General features: G+C 69.2%; 11 protein-coding genes and 1 riboswitch. Of the genes, 4 read left to right on the plus strand and 7 right to left on the minus strand.

Annotated elements, in window-relative coordinates; genetic code table 11:
* Nucleotides 1–32: 32 nt before the first annotated feature.
* Both ABT352_RS17085 and ABT352_RS17090 read right to left on the minus strand, forming a co-directional pair.
* The gene (locus ABT352_RS17085) at nt 33–659 is read right to left on the minus strand and encodes an HAD family hydrolase (protein WP_350945786.1); all 627 of its coding nucleotides are present in this window, start codon (nt 657–659) and stop codon (nt 33–35) included.
* A 392-nt stretch (nt 660–1,051) separates the two neighbouring features.
* Nucleotides 1,052–1,564, minus strand: coding sequence for a hypothetical protein (locus ABT352_RS17090; RefSeq protein WP_350945787.1), 513 nt, complete (start codon nt 1,562–1,564; stop codon nt 1,052–1,054).
* A 1,694-nt stretch (nt 1,565–3,258) separates the two neighbouring features.
* On the opposite strand from ABT352_RS17090, the gene ABT352_RS17095 reads away from it, so the two are divergent.
* From ABT352_RS17095 to ABT352_RS17110, 4 genes are all read left to right on the plus strand, one after another.
* On the plus strand, nt 3,259–5,673 hold the full coding sequence (locus ABT352_RS17095) for a helicase-associated domain-containing protein (protein ID WP_350945788.1): 2,415 nt from the start codon (nt 3,259–3,261) through the stop codon (nt 5,671–5,673).
* Between the two features lie 313 nt (nt 5,674–5,986).
* Complete coding sequence (locus ABT352_RS17100; protein ID WP_350945789.1) at nt 5,987–6,622, plus strand: hypothetical protein; 636 nt, start codon at nt 5,987–5,989, stop codon at nt 6,620–6,622.
* A 97-nt stretch (nt 6,623–6,719) separates the two neighbouring features.
* Nucleotides 6,720–8,366 carry a DNA repair helicase XPB gene (locus ABT352_RS17105; RefSeq protein ID WP_350945790.1) on the plus strand — a complete coding sequence of 549 codons (1,647 nt, stop codon included), beginning with the start codon at nt 6,720–6,722 and terminating at the stop codon, nt 8,364–8,366.
* 473 nt (nt 8,367–8,839) lie between these two features.
* Nucleotides 8,840–10,864 carry a HelD family protein gene (locus ABT352_RS17110; RefSeq protein ID WP_350945791.1) on the plus strand — a complete coding sequence of 675 codons (2,025 nt, stop codon included), beginning with the start codon at nt 8,840–8,842 and terminating at the stop codon, nt 10,862–10,864.
* Here ABT352_RS17110 and ABT352_RS17115 read toward each other — a convergent pair.
* From ABT352_RS17115 to thrC, 5 genes are all read right to left on the minus strand, one after another.
* Complete coding sequence (locus ABT352_RS17115; RefSeq protein WP_350945792.1) at nt 10,814–11,881, minus strand: YVTN family beta-propeller repeat protein; 1,068 nt, start codon at nt 11,879–11,881, stop codon at nt 10,814–10,816. The genes ABT352_RS17110 and ABT352_RS17115 overlap by 51 nt on opposite strands.
* Nucleotides 11,882–12,321: 440 nt before the next feature.
* Nucleotides 12,322–13,947 (minus strand): chaperonin GroEL, encoded by a 1,626-nt coding sequence (gene groL / locus ABT352_RS17120; RefSeq protein WP_350945793.1) that lies wholly within the window; start codon nt 13,945–13,947, stop codon nt 12,322–12,324.
* Nucleotides 13,948–14,409: 462 nt separating this feature from the next.
* Nucleotides 14,410–14,610, minus strand: coding sequence for a cold-shock protein (locus ABT352_RS17125; RefSeq protein WP_012895270.1), 201 nt, complete (start codon nt 14,608–14,610; stop codon nt 14,410–14,412).
* A gap of 358 nt (nt 14,611–14,968) precedes the next feature.
* Complete coding sequence (locus ABT352_RS17130) at nt 14,969–15,244, minus strand: MoaD/ThiS family protein (RefSeq protein WP_350945794.1); 276 nt, start codon at nt 15,242–15,244, stop codon at nt 14,969–14,971.
* A gap of 22 nt (nt 15,245–15,266) precedes the next feature.
* Entirely contained in the window at nt 15,267–16,559 is a 1,293-nt protein-coding gene (thrC, locus tag ABT352_RS17135) for a threonine synthase (RefSeq protein ID WP_350945795.1), read from the minus strand.
* Between the two features lie 14 nt (nt 16,560–16,573).
* Nucleotides 16,574–16,714: riboswitch (SAM riboswitch) on the minus strand.
* Between the last annotated feature and the right edge of the window lie 276 nt (nt 16,715–16,990).

The following is a 16,990-nucleotide window of genomic DNA, read 5'->3' on the forward strand; positions in this document are numbered from 1 at the left end:
GCGCCGGGAGCGACCGCATATTGAGACCCGAATTACACGAGAACGGGGGTTCGCCAGTCGTCGAACCATTCGACGAACTCGGTCAGGTCACCCAAGATCACATCGGCTCCGTGATCACGCAGTTCTCCCGCCGGATAGACACCTGTCGCCACCGCCACGCTGACGACTCCCCCCGCTCGTGCCGCGTCGATGTCCGCGACATGATCCCCAACATATGCGGCGGCGCCGAAAGCCGCGAGGGCCGGACCCTTGGCCGCCCCGAAAACCGATCCGGCGACCTCGTCCACCTCCAGCCCGAGGAACTCGACCGTCCTCGCCGCGTCGCGGGCGTTCTTGCCCGTGACCACGGCGACCCTGCCTCCCACCCGCCGTACGGCCTCGACGGCCTCGCGCGCGCCGGGCATGAGGGTGGTGACCGGGACGGCGATCGACGGATACAGCTCCCGGTAGACGTCGGCGGCGGCGGGGACCTCCTCGACGGGCATCCAGTTGGCCAGTTCCCACTCCAGCGGCGGCCCCAGTCTGCCCAGCACGGTGACGGTGTCGATGAAGATGCCGGTACGCAGCGCCACCTCCTCGTAAACGGCGGCGATGCCCGCACGCGTGTCGGCGAGCGTCAGATCGAGGTCGAATCCCACAGAGTTCACCAGGTCACTCACCGCTCCTTGTCCGCTCCGCGAAGAGATTCACGGAGAATCCCTCAAAGAATGCCAAATACCCCCAAACATTGCTAATCCAGAGCGTTGTCCGTGACGCACCCCACCCCGGAAGCCTTCACGAAAAGATTCGCCTATCCGGAAGACGCGCCGACGCCTCCCCATCGGTTCTCCGGTGTTCGCGGAGACCGTGGGCGAGCCCTCGGGGCCGCGTGGAGCGCGACCACTTCTCCACCTCCCTGATGTGCCTCACCCTCGGCCCGCCGCCCCGGCGGATGGTCCGGACCATCCGCCGACAGACCCGGCGGCCGACGCGCCACCGGACGGTCACCCCGCGAGAGCGGAGGCCGTGACCACCCCGTGCGAGGCCGGAAGCCGTGAGGACTCCGATGGCGTCACCCAGGTCGGCGGGCTCCCCTTCCCACCGGCATCGGAGGATTGAGCAGGCGGTAGGCGAGCCAGAAGACGGCCCACGCCGTACCCAGCATGAACATGAGCCCGCTGATGGTGAAGAACTCGTCCACCACCGTGCCGAGGTCGTTCCTGGCCCGTACGAGGGCGACCAGGGCACCGCCGAAGGTGTAGCTCACGAGCGGAGCGGCCAGTCCCAGCGCCTTGTCGGAGGTGTGCCAGTTCTCGCAGGCGACCACGACGAGAGCCGCGACGGCCCAGACCAGCACCGGGATCGTGAAGATCGCGATCGGGGCGAACGGGAAGGGGATCAGCAGACCGGCCAGGGCGAGCAGGACCATGCCGGCCGTCTCGCGCCGATGGCTCAGCAGGATCGTCCGAGTGTCCTGGGTGCCCGGGACGACGTCCTCCCTGGAACGGACCGGACGCCGTCGGCGCAGCCAGTCGGGACGGTTGCGCGCCCGCCTCCTGGCCAGCCGCTCCTCGGCCTCCCGCATGCCCCTGGCCACCCCGGGCGGAAGCTCCGGACGGCCCTCCGCGTCTCCCCGGACACGCGTCTCTTTTCGGACTCCGGTGTCTTCCTGAGGTCCCGTGTCGTTCTGAGGTTCCGTGTCCTCCTGAGCCTTCGTGTCTTTCTGGGGCCCCTGGGCTCCTTGAGGTACCGGTTCCCCTCGCGACGCCTCCGAGCGCTCTCCCTCCCGCTGCTCTCCCCGGACTTCCCCGTCTTCCTGCTCTTCCCCCGACTCCTGTGGCGCGTCCGGTGTCGACCGCCGTGCCGCCGGCGGCGGGAAAGGATCCCGCACGGCTGGGATCTCCTCGGTCGGCGGGTCGTTCTCCACCGCGTCCTCCCACTCGTCGACCCGATCCGGCTCGGGCCGACCCCGCGTGGGCCGGTCCGACTCGGGGCGATCCGACGCGGGCCGGTCCGACTCAGGGCGATCCGACTCAGGGCGATCCGGCTCGGGGCGATCCGGCTCCGGGTAATCCGACACAGGAGCGGCCGATTCTGGACGGTCCGCCTGGGAGTAATCCGAGGCGAGGCTATCCGGCTCCGGGCGGTCCGACGCGGACCGGTTCGACTCAGGGCGATCCGGCTCGGGGTGATCCGAAACGGAGCGATCCGACTGAGGTTCATCGGCATCGGGATGAGCCCCCATCACGGCGTACGGATGCCCTCGCACGGGTCGGCGGGGAGAAGGGGAGGCCGGGGGATCCCCGGAAACGGGCTCCTTCGATGTGGGAGCGAATCCCTCGGGGGAGGTGGGAACGGAGCTCTGGGGAACGTCCCCCTCCGAAGGCCCTTCGGGAACGGCCCCTTTCGAAGGATCCTTGGGCGCCCCGCCCTCCGGGGCGGGGGCCGGGTCATCGGGGGTGGGGGCGGCGAGAGGCACAAGTGCCACGGAAGAGACGGGGGCGACACCGCCGGCGCCGCGATCAGCGTGGTCAGAGCGATCGGTGCCGTCAACATGGTCAGCGCGGTCAGCCCGGCCTGGGCGATCAGCGTGATCGGAGCGATCGGCGCCGTCAGCATGGTCAGGATGTGCGGTGTCGAAGCGATCGACATGATCAGCACGGTCGGTACGTGCGGTGTCGGGACGATCGACATGATCAGCACGGGCGGCATCGGGGAGCCCGGCAGTCCCCTCCCCCCGCGGCCTGGGGACCGCACCGGAGTCATCACGCCGGGATCTCCACAGATCCCGCAAGCCCCGCAGACTCGGAAAGCCCTCCTCGGAGCCCCGTGGCTCGGGACGCCCCGGTGAAGTCTCCGGAGACGGGGACGGGGACGGCACCTCCCCGCTCAGACGGCGTAGCTCGTGCTGGACCAGTGCGGCGGGGTCGCCGAACCGGGCCAGGATCCTCTCCACGGCGGCCGGGTCGTCCGTCCCCGCGCGCTCGGCGTCGATCCGCCTGCGCAACACCGCCACGAAGTCGATCCGCTGCCTGGGCCTCATCACACCGTGCGCCGCGTCGGCCGCCTTGCTGACATAGTCCAGCACGAGCTGGTCCGCACGCTCGATCACACTGACCATCCTCTCTCGGCATCGCCTCGCTCGTGAGCTTCTTCCCTTATTCGCTGCCCTTCACGTGATCTGTTCGCCGCCCTTCACATGATCGTTTTCCCTCTTCGATCGATCACGGAATTCCCCCAGGCCGCGCGATGTCGGTCAAGCCTCCTACCATTGGCGGAATGAGCACGGAGTTCACCGAGTGGTTGCGCGGCCGGAGCGATGACCGGCTGCGGGCTCTCGTCTCCGTACGTCCCGAGCTCATCACCCCCGTGCCCGCCCATCTGGAAGGGCTCGCCGGGCGGGCGAGTAGCCCGTCGGCGGTGGGCAGGGCGCTCGACAGGCTCGACCGGTTCACGCTCGCGGTCGTGGAGACGCTGGCCGTGCTTCCCGGCCCGATCGCCTACAGGTCACTGCGCGCCCAGATGGCCCGTTCCCTTGCGGGGACGGCCGATCCACAGTTCCAGAGCGCCCTCAAGGAGACGGTCGAGCGGCTGCGCACCATGGCCCTCGTCTACGGCCCCGACCGCGCCCTGGCTCCGGCGCCCGGCGTGCGGGAGGTGCTCGACACTCCCGCGGGGCTCGGTCCGCCCGCCGTGGAGGCGTTCAGGCACCATCCCGCCGAGCGGCTGGCCGAGCTGGTCCAGGACGTCGCGGGCGAGGGCGGCGAGACGGGGAGCGCGACCAAGGAGACGCTCGCCGCGCTGCTCGGCGACGCGGAAATCGTCGGACGGCTGATCGACGAGGTCTCGCCGCAGGCGCGGTCCGCGCTCAACGAGCTGGTCTGGGGTCCGGCCAGCGGCCGGGTGCCCAATGCCCGCCGTGAGGTGCGGGCCGCCACCGCCCGGTCGCCGATCGACCAGCTCCTGTCCCGGGCACTGCTCGCCGCCACCGGCGAGGAGACCGTGGTGCTGCCCCGTGAGGTCGCCCTGTTCCTGCGCGGCGGCCGCGTCCACCGGGACCTGTCTCCTCTCCCTCCCGCCGCGGAGGGCACCGAGCGCGACCGCGGGCTCGCCGACCGCACGGCGGCCGGGCAGGCGTTCACGTTCACCCGCGCGGTGGAGGAGTTGTGCGAGCGCTGGAGTGTCGACCCGCCCGGCGTGCTCCGCAGCGGCGGCCTGGCCGTGCGCGACCTCAAGCGGACGGCGGGCCTGCTCGACCTGCCCGAGTGGGTGACGGGGCTGATCATCGAGGTGTCGTACGCGGCGGGGCTGATCGCGGCGAGCGGCACGGTCGACGGCGACTGGATGCCCACCCCCGGCTACGACGGCTGGAGGGTGAAGGCCACCGAGGACCGCTGGGTGGTGCTGGCCACGGCCTGGCTCACCATGGACCGGGTTCCGGGGATCATCGGCGAGCGCGACGAGCGCGACCGGCTGCTCAACGCCCTCCATCCCGACCTGCGCCGTCCGGCCGCCGCGGAGGTCCGCGCCACGACCCTGGGCGTGCTCGCCTCGACGCCGGGGGTGGCGCCCACCCTCGACGCGGTACGCGAGCGCCTGGCCTGGGAGCAGCCCCGCCGTCGCGGTGGCTACCGCGACCAGCTGGTGGAGTTCACGCTGCGCGAGGCCGAGCAGATCGGCGTCACCGGGCTCGGGGCGCTCGCGGGTCACGGTCGTGCCCTGCTCCCCGACTCCTCCGGCGGCTCCGGCACCCCGGCCGGTTCCGCCGGCGGCCGCGCGATGCCCGCCGCCCACCTGCTGCTCCCGCTGCTGCCCGAGCCGCTCGACCACGTCCTCCTCCAGGCGGACCTGACCGCGGTCGCGCCGGGGCCGCTCACCGGCGACCTGAGGCGGTGGCTCGCGCTGACGGCGGAGGTGGAGTCGACCGGCGGCGCGACGGTCTACCGCTTCGACGAGCGCTCGATCCGGCGGGCACTGGACGCGGGTCAGGGCGCCGACGAGCTGCTGGCCATGCTGGAGCGCCACTCGACCACGCCCGTGCCGCAGCCGCTCAGTTACCTGGTCACCGACGTGGCCAGGCGCCACGGCCGGATGCGCGTCGGATCGGCGAGCGCGTACGTGCGGTGCGACGACTCCTCCCTGCTCGACGAGGTGATGGCCGACAAACGGGCGATCCCGCTGCGGCTGCGGCGGCTCGCCCCCACGGTGATCGCCTCCAAGTCCTCCCGTCCGACGCTCGTCGACGCGCTGCGCGCGATGGGGTACGCACCGGCGGCGGAGTCGCTCGACGGTGACGTGATCATCGCCCAGATCGACGTCCGCAGGACCGAGGGCACGTCCGCGGGTCGTTCCCCGGTCACGTTCAACGGCCACGAGGCCGACGTGGTGGCCGCCGCGGTGCGCGCGGTGCGCGCGGGTGACGCCGCGCTCCAGGCCCGTCGTGCCCCGGTCGCCGTCCCCGGCGGCGAGGTGCCGCGCTCCCCCGCCACCGCCACGATCACCGCCCTGCGCGAGGCCATCCGGCAGGGGTCGCAGGTCTGGATCGGCTACCTCGACTCCCAGGGCAACGCCACCAGCCGGATCCTCGAACCCGCCCGGATGGAGGGCGGTTATCTCACCGCCTACGACGAGACGCGAGCGGCGGTGCACCGCTTCGCCCTGCACCGCATCACCGGCATAGCCGACATCGTCTGAGATGCCTCCCGCCGGTCTCACGAGGGGCGGAAAGGCCGCGCCGGCCCGGCGTGCCGTAAGAGGCCAGGAGGTAGTCTCGGTTGCGGGACGGGCCCGCCGCGAACTCGGCCGGCGGTCGGCGTTCGGCGGTCCGATGATCCGGCGACGGCGCGTCGTTCGCCGCGCCGCTCACCGGGGTGCGAGGGTCCCTTTCCGGGTCCCCTCCGGGCTCCGCCCCCGGGAAGCGACCGAGTCCATCCGCCCATGGCCCACGACCTACGCCCCATATCGTGTCAGTTGACGTTCTGAGCTCCACAGAAGCGAGAGATCCCCATTGAGCAGCGGTCACTCAGAAGGCCCCAGCACCAACCCGGACGACTGGAAGAGCCCCTACACCACAGGCCCCGGCCAGACTCCGGGCCACGAGCGGCAGCCGTACGGCTACGAGCAGACCCGGCAGGATCACCAGCCCGGCTACGCCCAGCCCGATTACGCCCAGCCGGATTACGGTCAGCCTGACTACGGTCAGCCTGACTACGGTCAGCCTGACTACGGTCAGCCCGGCTACAACCAGGTCCCGGCCTACGGCGAGCCCTCCGGTTACACCGACCCCGGATACGGACAGGGCTACGGACAGGGTTACGGCGAGCAGCCCTACGGGCAGGGTTACGGACAGGGCTACGGGGGTTACGGATCCCCGCCGCCTCGCAACGTCGAAGGTGTCAGGACGCACGGGATCGTCGCCCTGGTCATCAGTATCACCCTCGCGCTGAGCTGCTTCGTGAGCCCCGGCGGCATCGTCGGCACCATCCTGTCGGGCATCGCGCTGGGCAAGGTCGACGCCGATCCGCAGGGCGCGAGAAACCTGCTCAAGTGGACCTGGATCAGCGTCGGCGTCAACATCGCGCTGCTCGCCCTGGGCATGACCTTCTTCATCGTCGCCGGCGTCAACGGCGCCTTCGACTCCTGAGCGGGCCGGGGCCGTACACGACGAACCGGTGGGCGTTCACGGGTGCGACCATGAGCCGAACCGCCGTAGCCTGTGGTAACCGAGGGAGAAGGCCGCTGTGACTGACGGACCATTGATCGTCCAATCGGACAAGACCCTGCTCCTTGAAGTCGATCACGAGCGGGCCGGGGAGTGCCGCAAGGCGATCGCGCCGTTCGCGGAGCTGGAGCGCGCCCCCGAGCACGTGCACACCTACCGGATCACCCCCCTGGCGCTGTGGAACGCGCGGGCCGCCGGGCACGACGCCGAGCAGGTGATCGACGCGCTGATCGCGCACAGCCGTTACCCCGTGCCGCACGCGCTGCTGGTCGACGTCGCCGAGACGATGTCGCGCTACGGCAGGCTCCGCCTGGAAAAACACCCCGTCCACGGCCTCACCCTGACCAGCACCGACAAGGCCGTGCTGGAGGAGGTCCTGCGCGCCAAGAAGATCCAGCCGCTGCTGGGCGAGCGCCTGGGCGACGACGGCGTGGTGGTCCACCCGAGCGAGCGCGGCAACATCAAGCAGCACCTGCTCAAGCTGGGCTGGCCCGCCGAGGACCTGGCCGGATACGTCGACGGCGAGCACCACCCGATCGTGCTCACCGAGGAGGGCTGGGAGCTGCGCACCTACCAGCGGGAGGCCGCCGAGGCGTTCTGGCACGGCGGCTCCGGCGTGGTCGTGCTCCCCTGCGGGGCGGGCAAGACGATCGTGGGCGCGGCGGCGATGGCCCAGGCGAAGGCGACGACGCTGATCCTGGTGACCAACACGGTCTCCGCGCACCAGTGGAAGCAGGAGCTGCTCAGGCGGACCTCGCTGACCGAGGACGAGATCGGCGAGTACACCGGCACGAAGAAGGAGATCAGGCCCGTCACCATCGCCACGTACCAGGTGATGACGACCCGCAGGCAGGGCGTCTACCGGCACCTGGAGCTCTTCGACGCCCGTGACTGGGGTCTGGTCGTCTACGACGAGGTGCACCTGCTGCCCGCGCCGATCTTCCGGATGACCGCCGACCTGCAGGCGAGGCGGCGGGTGGGCCTGACCGCGACGCTCGTGCGCGAGGACGGCAGGGAGGGTGACGTGTTCTCCCTGATCGGCCCCAAGCGGTACGACGCGCCGTGGAAGGAGATGGAGAACCAGGGCTGGATCGCCCCGGCCGACTGTGTCGAGGTGCGGGTGACGCTCACCGACGAGGAGCGGCTGGCCTACGCGATGGCCGAGTCCGAGGAGCGCTACCGGTTCTGCGCGACCACGCCGTCCAAGACGCGGGTGACCGAGGCGCTGGTCCGGCGGCACCCGGACGACCAGGTCCTGGTCATCGGTCAGTACATCGACCAGCTCGACGAGCTCGGCGAGCACCTGAACGCACCGGTGATCAAGGGGGAGACGAAGGTCAAGGAGCGGGAGCGCCTCTTCCAGGCGTTCCGCGACAGGGAGATCCAGGTCCTCGTCGTCTCCAAGGTCGCCAACTTCTCCATCGACCTGCCGGAGGCGGCGGTGGCCATCCAGGTGTCGGGCACCTTCGGGTCCCGGCAGGAGGAGGCTCAGCGGCTGGGCCGGGTGCTGCGGCCGAAGGCGGGCGGGGGCGGGGCGCGCTTCTACTCGGTGGTGAGCCGTGACACCGTGGACCAGGATTTCGCCGCCCATCGACAGCGGTTCCTCGCCGAGCAGGGGTACGCGTATCAGATCATCGACGCGGACGACGTGCTCGCCGGAGATTGATCTCACACAGCGAACACGTCGTCGATTTGTGTCAGGTCCACGAAATCCCGCGGGCTTTCGACAAACAAACCACCCCCTCGCTAGGCCTCAGGGCCACTGGCGACATACCCCCATGATCTGCGGGACTCACCGGGTTCGCCTCGCTTTTTCGCCATTTCCATGGAGAATTACAGAGAGTGTCAGGGCGATTACGGAACGATCGGATCGCCGACGAAGAGAACGCTCTCTTCGATCATCAGACGCCCACCTCAGCGGCCGTTGGAACGGTAAAACGATTTTTGTCTCCGCGCGCCACCGGCACCGGAGCAGCGCCCGCCGTGTTTTGTCGCCGCGTGTCCCCGGCGCCCGCGCGGCATCCGCCGTATCCTCGTTCACCGTTAATCCTTTTGAGACTCCGCGGGGCCGTCGCTAAGCTGGTCGATTCGCTGCCCGATGACCACCACCTCCGTTTATCGAATGGGAGGCGCTTCAGCGTGCCCGCACATCAATTGGCCCCCGACATAACCGACGACTCCGCCCGGATCCTCGCCGCCGAACGCGAGCATCTGGCCGTCTCCAGAGCGGCGCTGCGCGCGATGCGCGAGCACGCCCGGTCCCTCTCCTCCGACGCCGCCGGAGACTGGGTCTCCCAGCAGATCCTGCAGGCGCTGCTCGACCAGCGCGTCGAGGCGCTCGCCGACCACTCCGGCACGCCCCTGTTCTTCGGCCGCCTCGACCGCGAGGCCGGAGACGACCTTCCCAGCACGGTCTACGTCGGGCGCAGGCACGTCCACGACGACAGCAGCCGTCCCCTGGTCATCGACTGGCGGGCACCGGTCTCGCGGGCCTTCTACCAGGCGAGCCCGTCCGACCCGATGCGCGTCGCCCTGCGCCGCAGGTTCGGCTACCGGGGCGGCGACCTGACCGCGTACGAGGACGAGCACCTCGACCAGGGCGGCGCCGCCCTCGCCCAGAGCAGGATCCTCACCGAGGAGATCGAGCGCCCCCGCTCGGGGCCGATGCGCGACATCGTCGCGACGATCCAGCCCGACCAGGACGAGATCGTCCGCTCGGACCTGGGGCGGACGGTGTGCGTCCAGGGTGCCCCCGGCACGGGGAAGACCGCGGTGGGTCTGCACCGGGCCGCCTACCTGCTCTTCACCCACCGCGAGCGGCTCGCGAGGTCGGGCGTGATGATCGTCGGCCCGAACCGGGCGTTCCTCTCCTACATCTCCTCCGTCCTGCCCGCCCTGGGCGAGGTCAAGGTCGACCAGACCACGGTCTCCGGGATCCTCGGCGACCACTCCGCCCCCGAGGACCCCGCGGTCGGCACCGTCAAGGGCGACGCGAGGATCGTCCCGGTGCTCCGACGCGCCCTGTGGGCGCACGTCGTCAAGCCCACCGAGGGCGTGCTGTTCACCAAGGGGATCAACCGCTACCGGGTGGCCGACCACGAGGTCCGCGAGATCGTCGCCTCGCTGCGTGGCACCGTCCGCTACGGCCCGGGGCGCGCCACGCTCGCCCAGCGCCTCGCCCACCTGGTGCTCGTCCGGATGGAGCAGCGCGGTGAGTCTCCCGACGACCGGGTGCAGGACGCGGTGGCCAGGTCCAAGCCGGTCAGGGCGCTCGTGGACGCGGTCTGGCCCAAGCTGACCCCGCAGCAGGTGCTCCACCGGCTGTTCAGCGACCCCGCCTTCCTCGCCGCCGCCGCCAAGGACGACCTCACGGCCTCCGAGCAGTCGCTGCTGCTGTGGGCGAAGCCTCCCAAGTCCTTCCGCTCGGCGAAGTGGTCGGCGTCCGACGGCGCGCTGATGGACGAGCTGGCCGACATGATCGAGCGGACCGTCCCGCTGGGCCACCTGGTCGTGGACGAGGCCCAGGACCTGTCGGCGATGCAGTTGCGCGCCCTCGGCCGGCGCTGCCGCACCGGCTCGGCCACCGTGCTGGGCGACCTCGCGCAGGGCACCACCCCCTGGTCGGCCCGCTCCTGGACCGAGGTCCTCACCCATCTCGGCTTCGAGGACGGTGCGGTCACCGAGCTCACCCTCGGCTTCCGTGTGCCCCGCGAGGTCCTCGACTACGCGGCCAGGCTGCTGCCCTCCGTCGCCCCTGACCTGGCCGCCCCCCGGTCACTGCGTCCCGGCGCGGGCTCCCTGTCGGTGCGGCCGACACCCGACCTCGCCGAGGCGCTGGCCCGTGCCGCCGAGGAGGCGCTCGCCCGCGAGGGGTCGATCGGCGTCATCGTCCCCGACGCCTCGGTGGGGGCCGCGTCCGAGGCCCTGTCCCACCTGGATCACCGGGTGCTGAGCCCCGACACGGTCGAGGACCACCGTCTCCTGGTCGTCCCGGCGTCCCTGGCCAAGGGCCTGGAGTACGACCACGTGATCGTGGCCGAGCCCGCCGAGATCGTCGAGGCGGAACCGCGAGGGCTGGCCCGGCTGTACGTCGTCCTGACCCGGGCCGTCACCTCACTCACCGTCCTGCACACCGGGGAGCTTCCCTCCCAGCTCGCCGGGTGACGTTGTCTGTCCGGTCGGCGCCAGACGGTACGAACTCCTGGGCCGGGGCACCCGGTTCGCTGCTCTGATCCCGAAAGGACTCTTGCCGACCGGGATGACACCGACGACCTTTCTGGTCCTGGTGCTGATCACCGACACGCTGTCCGCCTCCAGGTCGGTCACATAGAGCCAGGTGCCGTCCGGGGAGATCGTGATCCCGAAATGAGCCCCCTCGACAGAGATGGTGTCGATGACCTCGTTGGTCCTGGCGTCGATCACCGCCACGCCCTCCGGGATCAGCGTGGTCACGTAGACAAGGGCGCTGTCGGCGGAGACCACGATCCTGGAAGGAGCGCTACTGACGGGGATCGTGGCGACGACCTTGTTGGTCCTGGTGCTGATCACCGACACGGTGTCGGAGCCCTGGTTGGCCACGTAGACGTAGAGGCCATTGGGGGCGAACCTGATTCCGAACGGGTTCTTGCCGACCAGGACGGTGGCGATGACCCTGTTGGTCAGCGTGCTGATCACCGACACGGTGTCGGAGCCCTGGTTGGCCACGTAGACACGGCGGTAGGGAATGGCGGTGATCCTGAACGGGTTCTTGCCGACCGGGACGGTGGCGATGACCCTGTTGGTCAGCGTGCTGATCACCGACACGGTGTCCTTTCGCACATCGGTCACGTAGACACGGGTGCCGCCGTAGGAGACGTCGATCCCGATGGGGCTGCCGCTGACGGGGATTGTCGCGGTGACCTCCCTGGTCGTCGCGTCGATCACCGACACGGTATCCGACTGCGAGTTGGCCACGTAGACATGCGCGTTGTCGGGAGCGACCGCCACCCCGACGGGGTTGTCACCGACGGGGATGCTCGCGGTGACCTCGTTGGTCGTCGCGTCGATCACCGACACGGTGTCCGACTGCGAGTTGGCCACGTAGACGACGTTGTTCGGCGGCGTGTCCGCCGCGTCCGCGGTCGTCGGCGTCACCGGACCGACCATGACGACCAGCGCCACCATGATGGGAAGGGCACGCAACCTCCACCCACCCTCAGGTGTTTTCCAGTGGTGGTGATACATCGTCATCCTCCGCCGCGCCGTCAAGGAACCCGTTGTCGCAACAAACACCTCGTTCTACGACCACAGGGCGTCGCGTTCAGGAAACGACGCACCGGCGCGCACTATCGTTTCGCCGGCCTTGGTCCATTCATTGCCTGGCGGCACCGAAGCCGGCCGGACGACGTGGAGGTGACCGCGTCCTTTCGGCCCCACCCGGCCTTGCGAGCCCCTTCTCGCCCATGACTCCGCACACCGGCCGCCGGATCGGGCTCCGTCTCTCCCCGCCCCTCCGGTGGCGCCCTCAGGACGGCCCTTTCAAGGAGGTACGACGACCGATGGCCGACATCACCTCGGGAAAACACGCCAAAGAGGCGACCCCGAAATGTCGGGGTCGCCTCTTTGACTGAAAGCGGTTGGACTCAGAAGTCCATGTCGCCGCCGCCGGGCATGGCGGGAGCGGCCGCGGCCTTCTCGGGCTTCTCGGCGATGACGGCCTCGGTGGTGAGGAACAGCGCCGCGATGGACGCCGCGTTCTGCAGTGCGGAACGCGTCACCTTGGCCGGGTCGATGATGCCCGTCTCGAACAGGTTGACGTACTCGCCGGTGGCGGCGTTGAGGCCCTCACCCGCGGGAAGGTTGCGCACCTTCTCCACGACGACGCCGCCTTCAAGGCCGGCGTTCACCGCGATCTGCTTCAGCGGCTCCTCCAGAGCCTTCTTCACGATCGCGGCACCGGTGGCCTCGTCGCCGGAGAGCTCCAGCTTGTCGAACGCCTTCGCGCCGGCCTGCAGCAGCGCCACGCCACCGCCGGGGACGATGCCCTCCTCGACGGCCGCCTTCGCGTTGCGAACGGCGTCCTCGATGCGGTGCTTGCGCTCCTTGAGCTCGACCTCGGTCGCGGCGCCGGCCTTGATGACGGCCACGCCGCCGGCCAGCTTGGCCAGGCGCTCCTGGAGCTTCTCGCGGTCGTAGTCGGAGTCGGTGTTGTCGATCTCGGCGCGGATCTGGTTGACCCGACCGGCGATCTGCTCGGCGTCACCGGCGCCGTCGACGATGGTGGTCTCGTCCTTGGTGACGATGACCTGGCGGGCGCGGCCGAGCTGGTCCAGGGTGGTGGACTCCAGCTTGAGGCCGAGGTCCTCGCTGATGACCTGGGCACCGGTCAGGATGCCGATGTCGCCCAGCATCGCCTTGCGACGGTCACCGAAGCCGGGCGCCTTGACGGCGACCGAGCGGAACAGGCCACGGATCTTGTTCACGACCAGGGTGGCCAGGGCCTCGCCCTCGACGTCCTCGGCGATGATCAGCAGCGGCTTGCCGGCCTGCACGACCTTGTCGAGAACCGGGAGCAGGTCCTTGTTGGCGGACACCTTGGAGTTGACGACGAGGATGTACGGGTCGTCGAGGACGGCCTCCATACGCTCCGGGTCGGTGACGAAGTACATCGAGGTGAGGCCCTTGTCGAAGCGCATGCCCTCGGTGAGCTCAAGCTCGAGACCGAAGGTGTTGCTCTCCTCGACGGTGATGACGCCTTCCTTGCCGACCTTGTCCATCGCCTCGGCGATCATCTCGCCGATCTGCGGGTCGCCCGCGGAGATGGACGCCGTGGAGGCGATCTGCGCCTTCGTCTCCACGTCCTTGGCGAGCTTGGACAGCTCCTCGGAGACGCGCTCGACGGCGGCCTCGATGCCCTTCTTCAGGGACATCGGGTTCGCGCCGGCGGCGACGTTGCGAAGACCCTCGCGTACGAGAGCCTGGGCGAGCACGGTGGCGGTGGTGGTTCCGTCACCCGCGACGTCGTCGGTCTTCTTCGCGACCTCCTTGACGAGCTCGGCCCCGATCTTCTCCCACGGGTCTTCGAGCTCGATCTCCTTGGCGATGGAGACACCATCGTTGGTGATGGTGGGGGCGCCCCACTTCTTCTCCAGCACGACGTTACGGCCCTTGGGGCCGAGGGTCACCTTGACGGCGTCCGCGAGCTGGTTCATGCCGCGCTCGAGACCGCGCCGGGCGTCCTCGTTAAACGCGATCATCTTGGCTGCCATACGGCTAACCTCCCAGAGAAAGGGTGGCTTACACCGGACCGAGCCGACGCCCGCGACGGCATGTGGGCCCACGACTCCGTTCGGCGGGCCCCATCGCCTCGATCCAGGATTGGCACTCTCTATGCGTGAGTGCCAAGAATCTGTTTAGCACTCTACCCCGACGAGTGCAAGCCGCGCCTCGTTGACCTGGGCCGCGCGTGGGACGATCTTCAGCTTCTCGTCATGTCCGCGAAGATCCCGCGTCACGTCGGCGTACGCGATGCGTCGTCATCGGCGTCATCGGGGCCTTTGGGGGGCGCTGTCGGGCGCTGTCGGACACTGTCGTCGTTGGCGCATGCCCGAACGACACGAACGCCCGGCTCGCCGGATGAGGGCGAGCCGGGCCTGGGCGGTGGGGGTTCAGCGGACCGCGAAACCTCGGGACCCGCCGACTCCTCCCTGCGAATTCATGAAACGGCTGCGTCAGACCGCCCGGACGGATTCCGCCTGGGGACCCTTCTGCCCCTGGGTGATCTCGAACTCGACCCGCTGCCCCTGCTCGAGGGCACGGTAGCCATCCATCATGATCGCGGAGTAATGGACGAACACATCCTTACCACCGTCTACCGCGATGAAGCCGTAGCCCTTGTCCGCGTTGAACCATTTGACGGTGCCCTGCGCCACTTGCGACTCCTCTTACTGGTCTTAAAGGACGACGCCCATTCCTCTCGCGAAGTCCCCAATCTCCGGGGCGGACTTCGCCACGTCGATCGTTCCGACCATACCTGTGGGAAGCGGTCGGGCAACAGAGTCAAGCACCAAACTACCTCTTTACGAGAGCTTTTATCACGAGGAGAAAGTTTCATCATCACTGCTGGTTAGTCAGGGGTTACATTATTCGTGTACGCGGCAAATATGAGCTTCTGTCATAAAACACGGCACCCGCCCGGCCGGAGCCGGGCGGGTGCCGTGGATTCGCGGGTGCCCCTAGGGATGACGCGGTGCGACGCGAGGCGGTCAGGGCCGCGTCAGGGCGGAGGAGTCAGCCTCCGGCCACCGCCGGGATGATGGAGATCTGAACACCGGAGGGCGTCGCCGTGTCGAGGTTGTCGGCGAAACGGACGTCCTCATCCCCCACGTAGACATTGACAAAACGTCGGATCTTTCCCGATTCATCGAGAATCCGGGCACCGATCCCCGGGAAGTCCGCGTCGAGCTTCTGAAGAACATCGCGCAGGGTCTCGCCTTCTCCGTTCACCTCGGCGGCACCATCGGTGTAAGTCCGGAGAATCGTCGGAATCCGCACAGAAACGCTCATAATTCAGTACCTTTCACGATTTCTAGGCGATAGCCGCACGGAATGCGTCAAGAGAGGGTCGAATCACTGCGGTCGGGCGCGCCTCCGCGGCCACCGCGTCCAGGGTCTTGAGACCGTCGCCGGTGTTGAGGACCACGGTCTCGGCGTCGGGGTCGAGCGTGCCCGAGGCGACCAGCTTGCGCAGCACCCCGACGACGACGCCTCCCGCCGTCTCGGCGAAGATGCCCTCGGTTCTCGCCAGCAGTCGGATCGAGTCGACGATCTCGGCGTCGGTGACGTCCTCGACCGCGCCGCCGGTGCGGCGGGCGATGTCCAGGACGTACGGTCCGTCGGCCGGGTTACCGATCGCGAGCGACTTGGCGATCGTGTCCGGCTTGACCGGCCGGATCACGTCGTGGCCCGCCTTGTAGGCGGAGGAGACCGGGGAGCACCCCTCGGCCTGGGCGGCGAAGATCTTGTACGGGCTGTCCTCGACCAGGCCGAGCGCGATCAGCTCCTTGAAGCCCTTGTCGATCTTCGTGAGCTGCGAGCCGGAGGCGACCGGAATGACGATCTGGTCGGGAAGGCGCCAGCCGAGCTGCTCGGCGATCTCGTAGGCGAGCGTCTTGGAACCCTCCGCGTAGTACGGGCGGAGGTTGACGTTGACGAAGCCCCACTGGTCGCCCAGCTCGTCGCCGATGAGCTCGGAGCAGAAGCGGTTCACGTCGTCGTAGGTGCCCTCGATGCCGATGAGCCTGCCGCCGTACACGGAGGCCATGACGATCTTGGCCTGCTCCAGGTCGGAGGGGATGAACACGCAGGCGTCCAGCCCGGCCCGCGCGGCGGCGGCGGTCACGGCACCGGCGAGGTTGCCGGTGGAGGAGCAGGAGAGGGTGTGGAAGCCGAAGTTGCGTGCCGCCTCGACGGCGATGGCCACCACGCGGTCCTTGAAGGAGTGGGTGGGGTTGCCTGAGTCGTCCTTCACGTGCAGCGAGCGGATGCCCAGCTCGCGGGCGAGGTTGCCGGCGTTGACGAGCTTGGTCCAGCCGGGCGCCATGTTGGGCTTGGCGGCCACGTCCTCGGGGACGGGCAGCAGCGAGCGGTAGCGCCAGATGTTGGTCGGCCCCTCGGCGATCCGCTCCCGGGTCACCCGCCCGAAGTCGTACGCGATCTCAAGGGGCCCGAAACACTCGGTACAGGCGAAACTGGGGCCGAGGTCGTAGCGGGCACCGCACTCCCGGCAGGACAGCGCCACGGCGGGGCCGAAGCGCCGGTCACGCGTGCCGTCGGCACGAGCGGAGGTGGTGGTGGTGTTCTCAGTGGTTGCGAGCGCCATGAAGCGAGGCCTTTCCCTCATCTTCGTCTGGACCACCCTGGTCACAGACCGGAATTGGCACCTGTCCCGGTCGACCTCGTTCAGATCACGGGTCGTGAACCGGGATGGTTGCCGGGGCTTCGCAGGGCCGGTCCCTCCACCCCTCTGGATGAGCAGATATTCAGTTGGAAACCTGACGCGCAGGTCTTGAGCACTCTACCCCGCCCTGCCGCCCTCCTGACTTCATGTCTCACTGTGCGAGATAAGGCGTGTTATCCAGCGGACAGCCGGATCCGTTCCTCCGCCCCCGAGACAGGCGGCGTGACTGGAAAAACAGGTGAAAGGACAGGTGAGGCCCCCGCCGGGCGGACGATCACCGAGGATCGTCCGCCCGGCGGGGGGCACAACCCAAACAGGCACCGCCCCCCGCGCCCCGCCGGCGGGCCCCCGCA

The sequence above is a fragment of the Streptosporangium sp. NPDC000563 genome (assembly GCF_040299985.1).
Lineage (GTDB): Bacteria > Actinomycetota > Actinomycetes > Streptosporangiales > Streptosporangiaceae > Streptosporangium.

Coding starts and splice junctions, on each gene's coding strand:
- ABT352_RS17130 (WP_350945794.1), bottom strand. CDS start 15,244: ATGAGCGTTTCTGTGCGGATTCCGACGATTCTCCGGACTTACACCGAT.
- ABT352_RS17095 (WP_350945788.1), top strand. CDS start 3,259: ATGAGCACGGAGTTCACCGAGTGGTTGCGCGGCCGGAGCGATGACCGG.
- thrC (WP_350945795.1), bottom strand. CDS start 16,559: ATGGCGCTCGCAACCACTGAGAACACCACCACCACCTCCGCTCGTGCC.
- ABT352_RS17090 (WP_350945787.1), bottom strand. CDS start 1,564: ATGCGGGAGGCCGAGGAGCGGCTGGCCAGGAGGCGGGCGCGCAACCGT.
- groL (WP_350945793.1), bottom strand. CDS start 13,947: ATGGCAGCCAAGATGATCGCGTTTAACGAGGACGCCCGGCGCGGTCTC.